The organism is Patescibacteria group bacterium (assembly GCA_028711655.1).
Taxonomy (GTDB): domain Bacteria; phylum Patescibacteriota; class Patescibacteriia; order Patescibacteriales; family JAQTRU01; genus JAQTRU01.
Genome location: JAQTRU010000019.1, coordinates 1 through 18069, shown reverse-complemented (window position 1 = coordinate 18069; position 18069 = coordinate 1). Strand labels below are relative to the sequence as shown.

The 18069-nt window shown below is 40.9% G+C and carries 18 protein-coding genes and 1 tRNA gene; 8 read left to right on the top strand and 11 right to left on the bottom strand.

Features of this window, described 5'->3' with window-relative positions; genetic code table 11:
• Positions 1-115: 115 nt before the first annotated feature.
• From PHQ42_03115 to thpR, 8 genes are all read right to left on the bottom strand, one after another.
• Complete coding sequence (locus PHQ42_03115) at positions 116-604, bottom strand: type II secretion system protein (protein ID MDD5071699.1); 489 nt, start codon at positions 602-604, stop codon at positions 116-118.
• A 28-nt stretch (positions 605-632) separates the two neighbouring features.
• Positions 633-1856 (bottom strand): peptidoglycan DD-metalloendopeptidase family protein, encoded by a 1224-nt coding sequence (locus tag PHQ42_03110; GenBank protein ID MDD5071698.1) that lies wholly within the window; start codon positions 1854-1856, stop codon positions 633-635.
• A gap of 83 nt (positions 1857-1939) precedes the next feature.
• Positions 1940-2278, bottom strand: a complete 339-nt coding sequence (locus PHQ42_03105) for a hypothetical protein (protein MDD5071697.1) — start codon at positions 2276-2278, stop codon at positions 1940-1942.
• A 48-nt stretch (positions 2279-2326) separates the two neighbouring features.
• A complete protein-coding gene (locus PHQ42_03100) occupies positions 2327-2698 on the bottom strand; it encodes a hypothetical protein (GenBank protein ID MDD5071696.1) in 372 nt (123 codons plus the stop codon).
• Positions 2699-3131: 433 nt separating this feature from the next.
• Positions 3132-4691: a glutamate--tRNA ligase gene (gene gltX / locus PHQ42_03095; GenBank protein ID MDD5071695.1), complete on the bottom strand. Its 1560-nt coding sequence runs from the start codon at positions 4689-4691 to the stop codon at positions 3132-3134.
• Positions 4684-4857: a hypothetical protein gene (locus PHQ42_03090; protein ID MDD5071694.1), complete on the bottom strand. Its 174-nt coding sequence runs from the start codon at positions 4855-4857 to the stop codon at positions 4684-4686. Before PHQ42_03090 ends, gltX begins: the two co-directional genes overlap by 8 nt.
• An 80-nt stretch (positions 4858-4937) precedes the next feature.
• Positions 4938-6131, bottom strand: coding sequence for a WecB/TagA/CpsF family glycosyltransferase (locus tag PHQ42_03085; protein ID MDD5071693.1), 1194 nt, complete (start codon positions 6129-6131; stop codon positions 4938-4940).
• Between the two features lie 191 nt (positions 6132-6322).
• Positions 6323-6886 carry an RNA 2',3'-cyclic phosphodiesterase gene (gene thpR / locus PHQ42_03080; GenBank protein ID MDD5071692.1) on the bottom strand — a complete coding sequence of 188 codons (564 nt, stop codon included), beginning with the start codon at positions 6884-6886 and terminating at the stop codon, positions 6323-6325.
• 556 nt (positions 6887-7442) lie between these two features.
• On the opposite strand from thpR, the gene amrS reads away from it, so the two are divergent.
• From amrS to PHQ42_03055, 5 genes are all read left to right on the top strand, one after another.
• The gene (amrS, locus tag PHQ42_03075; protein MDD5071691.1) at positions 7443-8468 is read left to right on the top strand and encodes an AmmeMemoRadiSam system radical SAM enzyme; all 1026 of its coding nucleotides are present in this window, start codon (positions 7443-7445) and stop codon (positions 8466-8468) included.
• A 200-nt stretch (positions 8469-8668) separates the two neighbouring features.
• On the top strand, positions 8669-11311 hold the full coding sequence (locus PHQ42_03070) for an AAA family ATPase (protein ID MDD5071690.1): 2643 nt from the start codon (positions 8669-8671) through the stop codon (positions 11309-11311).
• Positions 11312-11514: 203 nt separating this feature from the next.
• Positions 11515-11901, top strand: coding sequence for a response regulator (locus PHQ42_03065; protein MDD5071689.1), 387 nt, complete (start codon positions 11515-11517; stop codon positions 11899-11901).
• 467 nt (positions 11902-12368) lie between these two features.
• A complete protein-coding gene (locus tag PHQ42_03060; GenBank protein ID MDD5071688.1) occupies positions 12369-13625 on the top strand; it encodes a hypothetical protein in 1257 nt (418 codons plus the stop codon).
• 138 nt (positions 13626-13763) lie between these two features.
• Complete coding sequence (locus tag PHQ42_03055) at positions 13764-14576, top strand: class III extradiol dioxygenase subunit B-like domain-containing protein (protein MDD5071687.1); 813 nt, start codon at positions 13764-13766, stop codon at positions 14574-14576.
• Here the strand turns inward: PHQ42_03055 and PHQ42_03050 are convergent.
• Positions 14563-14829, bottom strand: coding sequence for a hypothetical protein (locus tag PHQ42_03050; GenBank protein ID MDD5071686.1), 267 nt, complete (start codon positions 14827-14829; stop codon positions 14563-14565). The two genes, PHQ42_03055 and PHQ42_03050, sit on opposite strands and share 14 nt — an antisense overlap.
• An 82-nt stretch (positions 14830-14911) precedes the next feature.
• The gene (locus PHQ42_03045) at positions 14912-15511 is read right to left on the bottom strand and encodes a hypothetical protein (protein ID MDD5071685.1); all 600 of its coding nucleotides are present in this window, start codon (positions 15509-15511) and stop codon (positions 14912-14914) included.
• Between the two features lie 105 nt (positions 15512-15616).
• On the opposite strand from PHQ42_03045, the gene def reads away from it, so the two are divergent.
• Positions 15617-16093, top strand: a complete 477-nt coding sequence (def, locus tag PHQ42_03040) for a peptide deformylase (GenBank protein MDD5071684.1) — start codon at positions 15617-15619, stop codon at positions 16091-16093.
• Between the two features lie 14 nt (positions 16094-16107).
• Here def and PHQ42_03035 read toward each other — a convergent pair whose 3' ends face one another.
• Complete coding sequence (locus PHQ42_03035; GenBank protein MDD5071683.1) at positions 16108-16734, bottom strand: DedA family protein; 627 nt, start codon at positions 16732-16734, stop codon at positions 16108-16110.
• A 216-nt stretch (positions 16735-16950) separates the two neighbouring features.
• Between PHQ42_03035 and fmt the strand changes: the two genes are divergently transcribed.
• Both fmt and PHQ42_03025 read left to right on the top strand, forming a co-directional pair.
• Positions 16951-17895, top strand: coding sequence for a methionyl-tRNA formyltransferase (gene fmt / locus PHQ42_03030; GenBank protein MDD5071682.1), 945 nt, complete (start codon positions 16951-16953; stop codon positions 17893-17895).
• A gap of 81 nt (positions 17896-17976) precedes the next feature.
• A tRNA-Glu gene (locus PHQ42_03025) sits at positions 17977-18048 on the top strand.
• Positions 18049-18069 lie beyond the last annotated feature (21 nt).

The following is an 18069-nucleotide window of genomic DNA, read 5'->3' as shown; positions in this document are numbered from 1 at the left end:
ACACGGCGGAGGTTAAAAATCCAATAATGGAAATAACCACCAATAATTCAATCAAAGTGAAGCCGGACTCTTTCTTTAAACGTTTGCCAAATTTAAATTCCATCTTTTTAAATTCTTAAAATCTTCCGCCCTTCAAAATGAAACTGCCCCCGCCTTCTAAACGAGCCGACAATTGGTAATAGCAACACCCTCCGGAAGGCGCGCAAACTCCTTGGTTGCAGTCAGGCTCGTACTGGTAATTGTAAACGCTGTCATTCAGGGGGTCTATCGGCAAATTCATTATGATGTTTTCATCCCTTAAAACTTTTGCGATAAACACGCCCGTATAACTCCAATCTGATCCGTCGCACGGACAAGGAGTGGCGCATGAGCCCCGGCTTGAATCGCAGTAATCTTCCGACGGATAAGTTTGCTTGTTATCATAATAAAGTTCCAGCGCTTTTTGGATTTGCACCAAATCCGCTCTTCTCCGGGCGTCCCGCGCTTTTAGTCTGGCGGAGCTAAACGCTACTAACACGGCGGTGGCTAAAAATCCAATAATGGAAATAACCACCAATAATTCAATTAAAGTAAAGCCATTTTCGTTTTTAAACTTTTTAGCCATTTGCAAAAAATTAATTAAATTCCTTTGTTTACGGCAAATATTCCAAAGGGTTAACCGGAATGCCGTTTAAGCGGACTTCAAAATGAAGATGGGGCCCCGTAGTTAAGCTGCCGGCGCCGGGCGTGCCGGGCATTCCCCCGGAGCGGCCTATGGCCTGGCCTTGGACAACATATTCGTCTTCCGCTACATAAATCGCGGAAACATGGCCGTAAACAGTGGATAGGCCGTCGCCATGAATAATCATAATATAACTATAGCCCAAACCGGCATTTTTTGCCCGGGCGACATATCCGGAAGCCGCAGCTTTTATGGTTGTCCCCTGGGCTGCCCTGATATCAACCGCCGGATGCTCAAAAATATAGCGGAAAGGATAATCCGGGTCATGAAAAGAAGAAGTAATGACATTTTTCGGAACCGGCCAAACCAGGCCGTTGTCATTAAATTGCAGCTCTTGGCCCGACATCTGGGCGATTTTTGCCCGGACTGATTTTTCCAGGCTTACAATATCCGCCGCCGCCGCTTCTTGCTCCTGCTTTAACTGGGCCAATAACCTTTGATATTCTTTTTCCGAATTTTTTACCTGGGCCAAAATAAATTCTTTATTGCCGCTTTCGCTTTCCAAAACGCCTTTGTTATTTTCCAATTCTTTTTTCAGACCGCCGAGCTCATTGTTTTTCTCGCTCAAAACCAATTTGCTTTTTTCCAGCTCGCCCTTATATCTTTTTAAAGTACCAAGGCTTTCCCCTATTCCTTCGTTAACATCTTCAAGGTATTTAAGCTGGCTCATAAAATCGGCCAAAGAATCGTTCAGAAGCATTATTTCCAAAGTCGTTACCCGATTTTGCTTATAAATAAGGTTTAGGACCCTGCCTAAATTATCCCTTTCTTTGTTTATCTCTTTTTCTTTGTTGGCTATTTCCCGATTGACTTTTTCCATTTCCAAATCAATCCGGGCTATTTCTATTTCCGTGCTCTCTATATCCAATTCGGCCTTAGCCAGCCGGTTGTCTAAAATAGATAGTTGGTTATTTAAGCTGGCCTGCTCTTTCTGTTTCTGCTTTATGGCTTTTGAGTAAACTTCCTGCTGCTCCTGGATTTTCTCCATCTCTTTCTTTTTCGCCTGAATTTGGCTGTTTATTTCCCTTACCTCGTCATTAACAAAATCATCGCTTTGGCCGCGCACGGAAACAGAGGAACTCAAAAAAATTCCTAAAACAAAAACAGGAATAAACAATTTCATTACCTTTTTCATAATTCTCATTATAGCATAATTTTTTAGAAAAATAAAAAAGGGGTTCAAACTGAGAACCCCTGTAAAAGCCCGAATTTCGAGCTCTATTGCTTGGTCGCAATGGCGAAGATATTCCCATATTGATCAACGAACATGTTGGTCACTATGGCCTTGGTTTCCTGCCCATAATGTTTCTTAATCTTGGAAACTGCAATCTGCACAGCTTCCTCCGCCTGACCCATTCTGTCGAACATCCGACCGGCGGCGAGTCCTACAGCGATAATTTTCCCATCTTTCTTGAATGCCGGATTAAAAGCCGCCGGCACTACCCACTCCGGAACATCTCCAGAATGGACGTTAGAGCGGAACTGCGGTTTTCCGCCGCAACCGAAGGCGAAGGCGGCGAGGACGATGGCGAAGATGAAAATTACGAATGAACGCATGACTTTCTCCTGGAAAGAGGTTTATTCTTTAGTGGGAGAAGCTGAAATTCACTTCGCCGGAAGTTTACAACGGACCAATGAATAGGCCCGTTTGTTTCCTATACTGTACACAAGTTTGGGCACGTCAACCAAACTCATATCAGTCTCTGTGTACCTCTGACCGTCAATCAGGGGTTTATTTTTGAAGAACAGCAAGAGCCGGCTCCTGCCGTTTTCTTCGGCCACTCTTCTGGCCAAAGAAACGTTCGCCATGGGCTCGCTCATTCCGACGACATACACATAGCCGTCGGAAATATATGTCTGTTCGCCGCTCGCCCAACTCGGAACATCCGAAGCAGGCGCGGACATCTTACCAGCCGTAGAGCAACCGACGACGAAAGCGACGACAACGAGAATAACGAGCGCCCAATAACGAGACATGGATTGTCCCCCTTTTTCTGATGGGTAAATGCGTTAATCCTTGTGTTCAACTCCGAGAAAAAAATAAAATGTACTGTTATATAATAATAGCATATTATTTGATTTATGTCAATAGATAAACATAATTTTTAGCTTACATTAAATAAAAAAACAGAGATTTTAAAAACAATCTCTGTTTTGTTCCTTAGCAAAGCCGGGATTTACTCCTTATGGGTACAGGAAAATTAACTCAACGCCTTTTTTTCTAACGCATGATTTCGCCTTTCTATCGGCCCCTCCCAAACGCCAATTACGATTGCTGCAAAAACAGCGATACAGGAACCGACAATCAAAAAGATGCCCTCCACCTTAAAGAAAATAGCTATAATTAAAAAAAGAGCAAATGGCGAAGCGCTTATGGTTTTTCTCCACATTTTAAAGTCTCCCCCTTTTTTCAAATTAAATTTATAGCAAATTTTATTCTTTTTAAAGTTTCAATTTTATCTAAAACTTCCGCCACGTCAAACGGGCCAGGGCTCGCTTGCCTCCCGGTTAAAGCTACCCGCATGGGCCAGAGATAATCCCCCACTTTCGCCTCCCGAGATTTTATATAGCTTATCAAAGCGTCTTCAATTGAATTATTAGTCCAACTATTTTCCGAAATTTTTTCTAACTGCTCATAAACTTCTCCCAAATTTTTCTTGACCTCTTCTAGGGTTAATTTTTTCCAGACTAGCAACTCCGGCTCATATTTTAACTCATCCACAAAGAAAAACTCCGTCGCTTCAACAATATCAGACAATTTCTTTAATCTTTCCTGCTCCAAAGCAATAACCTTTTTAATGTAACCTGTTGTGTTTTTGTGTTTTTGTGTTTTTGTAAGACTTTCTCGCAAGTACGGCAAACATAACTCCGTCAACTCATCCAAAGACTTCTGCCTAATATAATAGCCGTTAAAATAATCTAATTTGTCAATGTCAAAAACCGCGCCGCTGGTTCGCAAATCCTTAATTTCAAATTTTTTTATCATTTCTTCCAGGCTTAATATTTCACTTTGGGATTTTCCCGCCAAATTTTCCGCATAGGGAGATTTATCCCCCGAAGCTTTAGCGTAGGGGGACCAGCCCAGTAAAACGGAAAAGTTAAGTAAAGCCTCCGGCAAATAACCTTTGGCGCGGTAATCCTCAACCGCCACATCTCCCTGGCGCTTGCTTAATTTTCCGCCTTCTTTGTTTAAAGTCAAAGGCAGATGGATAAATTTCGGCAGAGTCCAGCCAAAAGCCTTGTAAAGCAAAATATTTTTAGGCAAAGACGGAATCCACTCTTCCCCGCGAAGAACATGGGAAATTTTCATCAGATGGTCATCAACTACGGAAGCGAATTGATAAGTGGGCATACCGTCTGACTTGATAAGGATATGGTCTTCTAAATCTTGGGCTTTAAACTCAATTTCGCCCCTTAACTCGTCTTTTACCTCAACCACGCCGGAAGAGGGCATTTTTTGCCTTAAAACCGCCTTCTCACCCGTTCCCAGCCGCGTTTTTACTTCTTCTTCCGGCAAATCTCGGCAAATCCGGTCATAATGCGGAGGTTCTTTTTTGGCTTGCTGATCAGCTCGCATTTTCTCTAACCTATCCGCAGAGCAAAAACAATAATAAGCCTCGCCTCTCTTCAAAAGTTCAGCCGCGTATTTTTTATAAATTTCCAATCTTTGCGCTTGGATATACGGCCCGAATTTTCCAACATCATTTTTCAAATTCGGATGTGCGCCATTCGTAGCGGCGCGTATTAATCCCGGACCTTCATCAAATTTAATACCCAGCCATTCTAGGATTTCATATAATCCCTCAACCGCGCCGGCCACTTCCCTTTTCTGGTCAGTATCTTCTATGCGCAAAATCAGCTGGCCATTTTCTTTTTTGGCAATTAAATAATTAAATAAAACCGTGCGCAAACTGCCAATATGAAGAAACCCGGTAGGGCTGGGCGCGAAACGCACTCGCACTTTAGACATATAAATAGATATTTAAAACTATTGATAAAACTAAAATAATACTAACAATAATTAAAACTATCCGCAACTTTTTGGCATCTTCTTCCGCTTCTACCCGGCTCTTCTTTAGGATGATATTGGTAACGTCATTAACCAAATAAATAAATTTTTTAATCTTAAATTTCATAAAATCCCCTACGAATTACAAATACTTTACGAATATACGAATTCTCATTAAAATGTTTTCACTCTATTCGTAAATTCGTATTAATTCGTAATTCGTAGACTCTTAAACTTCTCTAAAAATATTCTGGTCGCTTCCCTGCGATCCGGATAGACTTCTTTTATCAGATTATCAGCCCCAACCCATTTCCAGTTTCTATATTCCCAAAAATTTATTTTAATATCCTTATCCTCTCCCAAAAATTCCGCAATAAATAAACCCTGCTTTTGGCCTTTGTAGCCCCAGATTATTTTGGCTTCCACATTGAATTTACTCAAAATTTTGCCAAATTTATATTTCCACAAATTTTTAAAGCTGGCCACTGGCTTAAATTTATCCGTACCGATTTCTTCCTTAAGCTCGCGGCTGCCGGCCGTAATTAAATCTTCGCCTTCTGTCCCGCCTTGAGGCAACTGCCAATGACCGGCCTGGTTCATTCTTTCCAGTAATAATATTTGATACTGGACGCTGTCTTTCTTGCAAAGCAGGCAGACAACGTTCGGCCGATAGAAAAAAGGATTTACAAACCGCCATTTTATAAATTCCCAAGGAAAAACTATTACGGCCTGATAAATTCTTTTTAGGCGGCGCGGCTGCTTTATCAAGCGCCATAGCCATTCTAAACACAGCCATCTTAAAATTTTCGGCGCTCTTTTTATTTTTCCGGTTAAAAAGTCAAATGCTCCGCCCACGCCAATCGCTATTTTAAGCGAAGGCAGATTTTTCAAATTATTGTAAATAAATTTTTCCTGATAAGGCGCGCCAAAAGCGCAAAACAATATATCCGGCTTAAACAGGGCTAAATCGCTCAAATCTTGTTCTAAATCTCTTGAAATGTCCTTAACGAAAAAATCTTTTGCCTTAAATTCTCGCAAAACTTTCTCAATATCCTCTTTTTTTGATAATCCACCCCTCCAATTTGCAACCGCAATTCTTAAATCATAATTCTTAAATCTTAAATCTTTTAATATTTCTCCCACCAAATCCGCTCCTGTTACTCTTCTCAAATCCTTTCCTATGGCCCAAGCGGCAAACTTTAAACCGGCTCCGTCCGGAATGGCCAAATCAGCTTTGTTTAAAATATAAAAAAGTTCTTCATCGCGGCGCGCTGCCAAAATTATTTCCGGATTAGGGGTAACCAGATAATGCCTCCTCCCGTCTTTTAAAAATTGCTCTATTTTTTCTAGAACTTCCTTTTTACTTAAGGTTGATATATTAGTTCCCAATATGTTTATCATAGATTGCATAAATTTACGAACTCCATATAAACCATTCTCGCCCTGTAAAACACTAAAACACACGGCCTTCGGCCTTAAAACACTAAAACATAAGTGTTTTCTGTGCTTTTGTGTTTTTGTGTTTCCATTTACCGGGATTTCTAAATTTACTCATAATCCGCTAACTCATAAAATTCGTAATTCATGGGAGATTATAGCTTAAAACTTGCCACTTCTTCATATTTCGCCCCGGCGGGTGTCAATTCCGATTCCATTAATTCAAAACTGGAAACGGAAAAATCAAGCGGTAATATTTTTAAATCCTGCGGCAATTTTAAATCCTGATTAGACACTTTTACCCTGCCTAAGGTCAGATGCGAGCGCCAAGGCCGGTCGTCAATATCTATTTTCAATTTAATCAATCCCAGCCCCAATAGCTCCTGCAAATCAAAGACGGTTTGGTCTCCGGCCTGCTCGGCTTCTAAAAAAATAATTCTTGGCCGGTTTAAATTCGGGAAAGCATCAAGCCGCTTTAGGCAAAATTTCATTTCTCCGAACTTGCCTTCGAGCCCGCTCATCATATTTTTTACTTCTTCTGTTTTACCCTCGTCTAAATAACCTAAAAAATGCAGAGTTAAATGCAAACCCTCGGGATTAACCCACTTTATACCCCGGTTTTGCCCAGCCAAATCCTCCAGATAAACCCCTAATTTTTCTTTAATTTCAAAAGGCAAATTTAGGGCCATAAAAAGCCTTTTTCGGTCATTTCCTATCATATTTTTATTATACTTGATATAATATTTTATAGCAAACACTTGACATAATTTATATAACATGCTAATATATAACATTACAATAAACAAAAATACGTTTTAAAAAAATCGCCAAAACCATCAAAAGGAGGGTCGCAGTGGGAAAATTTACTGTTATTCTGATCGTAATTGCGCTCGTAGCGACATTATTATTCCCCGTCGCATATCGCTTATCCGCCAAGGATATCTATATAATGGTGGATAATAAAGAGCGCATCGTCAAAGGAGATGATTCCTATTATCTCGTATTTACAGAGAATGAAGTGTTCAAAGTTGGTGATTCGTGGATCTTTTTCACCTTCAACGCTTCCGATCGATATAACAACCTCAAGGAAAATTCCAGCTATAAAGTCAAAGTCGCTGGTTGGCGTATACCAATTCTTTCGAAGTACCGCAATATCATAAAAATTTACAAACAATAGTTAGTCCAACGCCCCCCCCCCTCTTCAAGCTAACGAAGAGGGGGATTTTTATTTTTAAAAATATTGTTTATAGTAGTGTTTTATGGTAAATTAGATACATGGAACAAGCCAAATTCTATAAAAAATTAAATACTAATAAAGTCCAATGCCGGCTTTGCCATCATTTCTGCATCATTGGTGAAGGCCAGACCGGAATCTGCCGGGCGCGCAAAAACGAAAAAGGAAAATTATATTCCTTAGTTTATGGCTACCCGATAGCTTTAAATATTGACCCGATTGAAAAAAAACCTTTATTCCATTTTCTGCCCGGCTCGCTCGCCTACTCTCTTGGCGTTCTAGGCTGTAATTTCCGCTGCGCCAATTGCCAAAACTGGGATATTAGCCAAGCAGAAAAGATTGAGGAAAAAATAAAATACTTAGATTTCATTCCACCGGAGAAAATAGTTAAGAACGCTTTGGCTAGCGGCTGCTCTTCTGTCGCCTATACCTATAATGAACCGACTATCTGGGCTGAATACGTTTTGGATATTATGAAACTGGCGAGAAAAAATAAATTAAAAAATGTCTGGGTATCTAATGGCTATATATCCCCGGATTGTTTAAAAGCTATCCTCCCCTACCTTGATGCTGTTAACATTGATTTAAAATCAAGGGAAGAAAATTTTTATTTAAAAAACTGCGGAGGTAAGCTCAAGCCGGTTTTAGATAATTTAAAAATACTTAAAAAAGAAAAAATCCATACCGAAATTACCACTCTTATTATCCCCTCTTTAAGCGATAACCCGGGGATGCTTAAAAAAATAGCGGAGTTTATAGTTCGCGACCTAACTCCGGAAACCCCCTGGCATATCAGTAAATTTTCCCCACGAATTTCCTGGAAATTAAAAAATTTGCCGGAAACCGAGGATGAAATTATTTATCAGGCCTATGAAATAGGCAAAAAAGCCGGCTTAAAATATATTTATACCGGCAATATGCCAAGTGATGAAAAGGAAAATACTTATTGCCCGAAATGCGGGCAACTGGCTATAAAAAGAATTGGCTACCAAATTGAAAGATTGGATAAAAAAGGCCAATGCGCAAAGTGCGGGGAGAATTTAGACATAATCTCTTTACCCCGTTAGAAACATACCCAGGCTTTATTTGATTTACAGCCATAATGCGGGTAATTCAGACCATTTAGTTTAATACCTTGCACGAGTTTCTAATGGGGTTGACACAAATTTCTACCTGTATTATATTAAATTTAGCACTCCGGGCTAGAGAGTGCTAAAATAATTATTCATTAATTATTGATTTTTCATTATTCATTATTAATTTTACTATGTTTAACAAATTTACGAATAAATCGCAAGAAGCCATTATTAACGCGCAAATTATCGCCCAGGATAATGGCCAGCAGCATATTGAAGCTCTGCATGTTCTCGCTTCCCTTTTGGATCAGTCGGAAAGCCTGGTTCGTCCGGTTTTTGAAAAAATAAAAATTGATCCCGACGCGATAGAAAAGAAAACTTTGGAAGAAATCGAAAATCTTCCAAAAATAAGAGTCTCCCCTTCCGGCAATATTGGCATGGTCCAGGGCACGGGCGAGGTAGCTATGCTTTTGGAGAGAGCGAAAAAAGAAGCGGATAAAATGAAAGACGAATATGTTTCTACCGAACATATACTATTGTCCTTGGTTGGCATCAAATCAAAAGCCCAGGAAATTTTAATCCATTTCGGGGTTGAGTACGCCGAGGTTTTAAAAATCCTATCCCAGCTGCGCGGCTCGCAAATCATTACTGACCCGGAACCGGAATCAAAATATAGAGTTTTGGAGAAATACACGGTTAATCTGACTGACCTGGCCCGCCAGGAAAAATTAGACCCGGTAATTGGTCGGGATGAAGAAATACGGCGGATCATGCAGGTGTTACTGCGCCGGACAAAAAATAACCCGGTTTTAATCGGCGAAGCCGGCACCGGAAAAACCGCGATTGTGGAAGGGCTGGCGCAAAGGATTATTTCGGGCGACGTGCCGGATAATTTAAAAAACAAGGAAATCGTCAGCTTGGATCTCGGCTCTTTGGTGGCCGGCTCAAAATTCCGGGGCGAATTTGAAGACCGCTTAAAAGCAGTGCTCAAAGAAATAAAATCCCAGGGCGGAAAAATTATCCTCTTTATTGATGAACTCCATACTCTTGTCGGCACCGGCGCTTCCGAAGGGGCCATGGACGCTTCCAATATGCTAAAGCCGGCCTTGGCCCGGGGGGACCTGCGCACGATTGGCGCCACCACCACCAAAGAATACCAAAAATATATTGAAAAAGACGCGGCTTTAGAGCGCCGTTTCCAGCCGATTTATGTAGCTGAACCAAGCGTTGAAGATACGATTTCTATTCTGCGCGGCATAAAGGAAAAATACGAAGTCCACCATGGCGTCCGCATCACGGATGACGCTTTAATCGCGGCGGCCAAACTCTCTTCCCGTTATATTACGGAGCGGTTTTTGCCGGACAAAGCCGTGGATTTAATGGACGAAGCCGCCTCTTCTCTGCGCATGGAAATTGATTCTATGCCCGAGGAATTGGACAGATTAAAAAGGGAAATAAAACGCTTGGAAATCGCCAAAGCCGGACTAAAAACCGGCCGGGAAGGGGCCCCGGAATCAGGCAAGCTAAAAACTATAAATAAAGAACTGGCCCAATTAAAAGAAAAAGCCAACCAGCTGGAGCTGCATTGGCGGAATGAAAAAGATATAATTTCCAAAATCAGGCAGTCAAAAAGAAAAATTGACGAATTAAAAGCCCAAGCCGAAATCATAGAACGCAAGGGGGATGATTTGACCCAAGTGGCGGAAATCCGCTATAGCTTAATTCCGGAACTGGAAAAAGAAGTAAAGAACCAGGAAACGGAACTGGTAAGAATCCAAAAAAAGGGCCAGCATATTTTGAAAGAAGAGGTTGATGAAGAAGATATCGCCAAAGTCGTTTCCCGCTGGACAGGAATCCCGGTTTCAAAAATGATGGAAAGCGAAATAAAAAAACTGGGCAAGGCCGAAGAAGAATTGAAAAAATCCGTGGTCGGCCAGGACCAGGCGATTAAATCCGTAGCCAACGCCATCCGCCGATCCCGGGCCGGCATCAGCGAAGAAAAAAAGCCGATCGGCTCTTTCCTCTTTGTCGGACCGAGCGGAGTTGGCAAAACAGAACTGGCCAAAACTTTGGCCAAGTTTATGTTTAATGACGAAAATTCTCTGTTACGGCTTGATATGAGCGAATTTATGGAAAAACACAGCGTGGCCAAAATCATCGGCTCCCCCCCCGGCTATATCGGCCATGAAGAAGGCGGACAATTAACGGAAAAAATCCGGCACCGGCCTTACAGCGTGATTCTTTTTGATGAGATTGAAAAAGCCCATCCGGAAGTTTTTAATATCCTCCTGCAAATTTTAGACGATGGCCGCCTTACCGATTCCAAGGGCCGGATTGTCAACTTCAAAAATACCATCATAATCATGACTTCCAATCTGGGCAATGAAGTAATCAAACAATATTCCATCGGCTTTAACGATGGCGGAGACGAAAAAAGAGCCCAAGAAACCCGAGAAGATGAGATGAAAGAAAAAATTGACAAAATATTGAAAGAAAACTTCAAGCTGGAATTCCTGAACCGAATTGACGAAATCGTCTTGTTTAAAGGCTTAAGCCGGGAAGTTTTGGAAAAAATCGTTGATTTGGAACTGATTAAGGTGGAAAAAAGACTAAAAAACAAAGATATCGGCTTAAAAATAAGCTCAAAAGTAAAAAAAATGCTCGCGCAAAAAGGCTATGACATAACTTTCGGCGCCCGGCCCCTGAAGCGCATCATCCAGAATATAATTTTAGACGAGCTGGCTTTGGAAATTATTGAAGGCAAAGTCAAGGAAGGAGACAAAGTTTTGATTGATTTGGGGATAAAGGACAAGGTGATGATGAAAGTTAAATAAAATAACTAAATAATATAAAAATAAAATAAAAAAAGACCTTATGTCCAATGTTAGAAGACGGGTCTTTTTTAATGATTATAAGTTTAAAACCAGATGGTATTGACAAAAATAGATAAATAGTGTATAATGAATAAATGACCTTTTAATTACACAATTACGCGCTGCATTTCTAACACTTTATACTTAGGGAAGGAGCAAGAAAAATGGATACGATGATTATTATTGTGGATGATGAGAAGAGTGTGAGAGAAATTACTGCCAGAATGCTTTCTAAGCTTTCCGAAGAGCTGGCAGTAAGTACAGATGATATCCCCGAGGTCATCTCTTTCGAAAAGTCTGACGAAGCCTGGGAATTTATTTCCCACCTGCCGGAAGAGCCGAATATCGTGTTCTCCAGCGTTGATAAAGATGGCGCGGGTAATATGAACGGCCTGGACCTCCTTACAGTCACCAAAGAAAAATTCCCTGACGTTATTTTGGTAAGCATGTCCGGAGACCCTGGCTACGAGGAAGAAGCAATGGAAAGAGGAGCAGATTATTTCCTGGCAAAACCGTTCCTTCAAGAGGACCTCAAAAAAATATTCGCGTAAAACACGTCGAAGCGACAAAAACAAGCCCCGGCTACAACAGCGGGGCTTTTTCTTTTTTATAAAAATTCGGACGCCATAATTCGTAGTCCCGCTAAGCGGGATAGCTGTAATTTGTCTAAAATTCAAACGTATACTATAATAGAATTAAGAATATCCGTAAAAATCCTAAACTCTAAATCCGAAATTCTAAACAAACCCTAAATTCAAATTACCAAATTCTCTAAACTGCTGTTTGGAATTTTGGATTTTGGTAATTTGGATTTGTTTAGGATTTAGGATTTAGGATTTAGAGTTTAAATGTTTATATGGTAAATAATAAAATTAAACTAACTACTGCCCTCTTATCTATTATCTGTTTACTATTTACTGTTTACTATTTACTGTTTACGGCGAAGCCCGCTTTAGCCCAAGACAATTTCAACCCCAATTATATAATCAGCGACTCAGAGGTCCTTGATCATACGGCTATGACTTTTGAAGAAATCAAGGAATTTTTAAAGGCCAAGGGCGGGTATTTGGCTAATTATTCCTGCGCCGATCCTGACGGAAAAATTATGACGGCCGCGGAAATCATTTACGACCGGGCGATAACCAACAAAGTTAACCCAAAATTTTTAATCGTCCTCCTGCAAAAAGAACAAAGCTTGATTGAAAATAAATCTCCGAAACAAAGCCAGCTTGACTGGGCGACCGGCTATGGCTGCCCTGACGGATCTTCCTGCAATCCGCGCTGGCAAGGTTTTTGGAAGCAGGTCAACAGCGCTTCTCTCCAATTTCGCGATTACATGGAGAACCCGCATCTCTACACTTATAAGGCCGGAGAAACCTACACTTTTACCAACCCCTATTCTACGACCGCAACCGGCACGACGGTTGTTACTCCGCATAACAAGGCCACGGCCGCCCTTTATAACTACACCCCCCATGTTTATAACGGCAACTATAATTTTTATAATATCTGGCAACGGTATTTTACCCGGCAATATTACGACGGAGCCTTATTGCAGGCCGAAGGAGAAACCGGCGTCTGGCTGATTCAAAACGGCAAAAAACGGCCGTTCTTAACCAAAGCCGCCCTTACTTCAAGGTTTGACCCGAATAAAGTGATAACCGTCAATAAATCCGATTTGGATAAATATCCGACCGGCGCCTCGATTAAATTCCAAAATTATTCTTTGATCCGTTCTCCGCGCGGAACAGTTTTCTTGCTGGTGGACGATAAACGGCACGGATTTTCCTCTCCCGAAGCTTTCCGTAAATTCGGCTATAACCCGGGAGAAATCATGGATGCCGGCTGGGAGGATATAAATACTTATATCGAAGGAAAGCCCCTCACCGCCACTTCCACTTACCCGACCGGCGCGCTTCTGCAGGATAAAAAAACCGGCGGAGTTTATTGGGTCTATGAAGGCGCAAAAGCGCCGATTTGGGACGCTATTTTCTTAAAAACCAAATTCAAAAACAAGAAAATAATTCCGGTGACGGAAGCGGATCTGGCTAATTACGAAACAATCGGCCCGGTTCTATTTGACGACGGCGAACTGGTCAAATCCCCCATCTCGCCGGGAGTTTTCCTTATCTCCAACGGAGAAAAACGTCCGATTGCTTCCGGAGCCGTTTTTGAAGATCTGGGTTATAAATGGAAAAATATTATAACTGTTTCGGATAGAGTTCTCTATCTCTATAATGAAGGGGAGTTGATAACGGAAGCGGCTAATAATTAAAGTAAAAAGTTAAAAAGTTTATAAAATTATAAAGTTTAACTTGCGGCGTTTTTAAAAACTTTATGGACTTTATAACTTTAAAAACTTTTAACTAATACCTATTTTATCTTTTATTTTTAATTTTTTATTTTTAAACATATGTCTTTGGTCTTCGCCGCCATCACTCCCCATCCCCCCATCCTTATTCCGGCTATTGGCAAAGAAAATCTGAGCGAGCTTGAAAACACCAGCCAGGCTTACAAAAAACTGGAAGAAGATCTTTATGTCCGCGAGGCGGAAACGATAATTATCATTTCTCCCCACGGGCTTATTTCGCCCAGTTCTTTCACTATGAACTTAAGCCCGGAATTTACCATAGGTTTTGAAGAATTCGGGGATTTAGTCACAAAAATGAAACTGCCCGGAGATATCGGACTCGCTTATAAAATCCGGGAAAGCCTGGAAACAAAAGCGCCTCTCCAGCTAATCAGCGAACCAAATCTTGACCATGGCAGCGGGGTTCCCCTTTACCTTTTGGCCAAAAATTTAAGGAACGCCAACTTCCAAAGAAGACAGGCGAAAATCATCCCCATCTATTACTGCGGCCTTAATTTGGAAGCCCATTTCCAGTTCGGGCAACTCCTAAAAAAAGAGCTGGTGGGAAGCAAAAACCGAATCGGAATCATCGCTTCCGGGGATTTGTCGCACCGGCTTACCAAAGACGCGCCGGCCGGCTATTCCCGCCAGGGGGCGAAATTTGATAAAAAACTGATTGAATATTTAAAAAATAAAAAAACATCGGAAATCCTCAAAATGAACGAAAAATTGATTTCCGATGCCGGAGAATGCGGCCTTAAATCTATTGCCATCCTTTTAGGAATTTTAGAAGGAATAAAATACGAACCGCAGATTTTATCTTATGAAGGCCCTTTCGGCGTGGGTTATTTAACCGCTGAATTTATTTTTGGTTAATAAGTTTAAAAAAATATTTCCATTTGGCTCCGCTGCGGCAAAGTTCTTTGGTTTCATTCAAACATCTCTCAATATAGGATTTTGAATTTTCCTTGCAAACTTTAAAAACCGCGCTCCGCTTAAAATTCGGAATGCTCAATTCCTTTATTATTCTTAAAGCCAAGTCTTGCCACTCGTACGCCGGTGGCTTTTTTGCTGGTTTACGGGATTTAAAAATGTCCCCTATTTTTTCTAATCCTTTATCTTCTGGCATATTTTCATTATAGCAATTTAATCCGCCAATGAAAAACGGCTTTGGATAAAAATATTTTCCAAAGCCGTTATTTTTCCGAATTTTAAGGAAACATCGCGGTTTTATTCTTGGGCATGAATAAAACCAGCGCAAACTCTTGGCTGACCGGATGGGCGTTCCAAGCCTTAAAAATAGCGCAAATAAAGTCTTCTTCCGGGGAAACTTCCCAGCGAAAAAGTTTCATCTCCGGATGTATTTGCTCAAAAGTCTTAGATCCCTTCTCCCTTATCTCCAGGGCTGACTTATTGGAAAAAAGAACGCTCTTCCGCCCATTAAACCTGAAATTATCAATAATGGCGATTAATTGCGCTGATTCGCCGTCTTTCGCAACGAGTTCAATAATCCGGCCAAAGACGATGGGCTGATCCTTGAAAGCCTGCGAGCCGAGAATCCCCGAAGGAATAAATGCCGCCCTTACGTCTTCCATATAGGGTTGCTCGTTGAAAAGCTTGTCAACAAAAATCCCGGCGTTAAAAACGTAACGCACGACATTTGCATCAGTATAGAGAATCAGCAAATCGAAATTCTTTGCCCGCCTGCTTATTTCTTCAAGCATTCCCAAGGCCTGCGGAATATTCGGCGCCACATGCTCCCTGACCATTCTTGCCGCTTCATCTTCCGGAGTAATGATTTTCTCTCGCATTTTTCCCCCTCGCTTTCGCGAAAAATTTCATTTAACGGAATATTGCCATCTTCATCAAAATGAGCTAATATAAAATTAAAGCATAAATTTTTATTTGAGTCAACTATGGCTAAAATTTTACCAATCATAAAAAATCCCAGCCAGCTTTTGCGGGAAAAATCAGAGGAAATTGATTTAAAGAAAATAAAGCCGAATGAACTGAAAAATTTCTGCGCAGATATGATAAAAACCATGAAAGAAAAAGACGGAGTCGGGCTGGCCGCGCCCCAGGTCGGAAAAAATATCCGCTTGATTGCCATCAGCACCAAGGACGGCCCAAAGATTATGATAAATCCGAAAATCATGGGAAAATCCTGGGCCAAAGAGTGGAACGAAGAAGGCTGCCTTTCCGTTCCCGGCGTTTACGGCAAAGTCAAAAGACATAAAAAAATAAACTGCGTTTATTTTGACAAAAAAGGGCATAAAACAAAAATACAGGCCCAAGGCCTGATGGCTTTTGTTATCCAGCATGAAATCGACCATTTGGACGGAATTCTATTTATTGACAAAGCCAAAGATATAAAAAAGGTTAAAGCTATTTAGACGCTATACGGGAATTAAGAATTAGGAGGTTCGCCGTTCTTTCTTCTTTTTATAAAAATTATTATTGCTGCTAACAAACCTAAAATAACAAAAAACCAGGAAATTTCCTTATAATATCTAGCCAGCATTTCCTGATTGGAGCCAAAAGCGTACCCTAAAATAGCCAAAATAATTACCCAAACCCCGGAGCCAAAAGCCGTATAAAAACAAAAATTCCCAAAATTCATTTTGGCAAAGCCGGCCGGCAAAGATATCAATTGCCTTATGACCGGAATTAAGCGCCCGATCAGAGTAGAGATATTGCCGTAACGGGAAAAAAAATCTTCGGATTTTTTTATTTTTGCCGAATTAACCAAAAAAAACCGGCTGGTTCTGTGGTCAGCGATTTTGTAAATTAAAACCCGGCCCAAATAATAAGCCAGGCCGTAATTTATTATCGCGCCGATTAAGCTCCCGATAATTCCAAATAAAATTACCAAATAAATATTCATCTCTCCCTGCGAAGCCAGATAAGCCGCCGGCGGGATAATAATCTCGGACGGAAAAGGAATAAACGAGCTCTCAACCGCCATTAGCAAAACTATCCCGCCATAGCCCAGGTCATGGCTAAGAGATAAAAAAAAGTTTATAAAATCAAGCATAAGTTGTTAATTTTTAATTCCGAACAAAAATCCAAATGTCAGAATCCTAATGACAAATCAAATCCCCCGGCCTCGCCAAGCGAAGCGGGGCGGGCAAAATCCAAATACCAAAAATGGCTTTAGATTTTGACATTTGAAATTGATTTGACATTTGAGCTTTGGATTTTGGATTTTAAAAAGATATCTGTATAAATAATATAACAATAATCTCCCAATATGTCTAACCGTAACCCCATAAAACTCATCTTCGCCGGAACGCCCGACTTCGCTGTCCCGGGATTTCGCGCTTTGCTGTCCGACAAGGATTTTAAAATACTGGCTGCCATCACCCAGCCGGACAAGCCCGTGGGGCGGAAACAAATCCTTACTCCTTCATCAATAAAAATTGAAGCGCAAAAAAATAATATTCCGGTTTGGCAGCCGAATAAAATAGCTGAAATCAAAGAAAAAATTAAGGGGGCAAAACCCGATTTGGCCGTGTTAATAGCTTATGGCCAAATAATCCCCCAGGAAATTTTGGATATTCCCCGCTTTGGCTGGATAAATGTCCACGGTTCGCTCCTGCCTCGCTGGCGCGGCGCGGCTTGCGTGCAGGCCCCGATTTTAGCCGGTGATAAAAAAACCGGAGTGACCGTAATGAAGATAGAAAAAGGCCTTGACACCGGCCCGATTTTAAAGCAAACTGAAATAAAAATAAACCCGGAAGAAACGGCCGAAACCCTGCATGATAAACTGGCAGAACTGGGGGCAAAAATTCTCTCCGCTACCATTAAAAATTATATAAACGGAAAAATAAAACCAGAACCGCAGGATAATTCCATGGCCAGTTACGCTCCGACTTTAAAAAAAGAAGACGGAAAAATAAATTGGGAAAAAGAAGCGGAAGAAATTGAAAAAATGGCCAGAGCTCTTAATCCTTGGCCAGGAACCTGGACGAAATTTAAAAACAAAAAATTAAATATAAAAAATTTTAACCCGAAAATTTTGGAGATTAATAAATATAAACCGGGACAAACCTTTTTGCATAACAACCAACTGGCTGTCCAATGCGGGCAAAATGCTTTAATTACCAAAAAACTCCAGCTTGAAGGGAGAAAAAAAATAACAGCCGAAGAATTCCTGCGAGGATATAAAGATATTGTCGGGCAAATTTTAGAGTAAAAAATACTTTTATCATTTAATAAAATCCAAAAAATAAATCGTCAATCAAAAATCTGAAATCTTAAATCTAAAATTAATTTTGCCGCTATCGTCTAACGGTTAGGACGCCAGGTTCTCATCCTGGTAATCGGGGTTCGATTCCCCGTGGCGGTACAAACAAAAATCGGCTTCGTG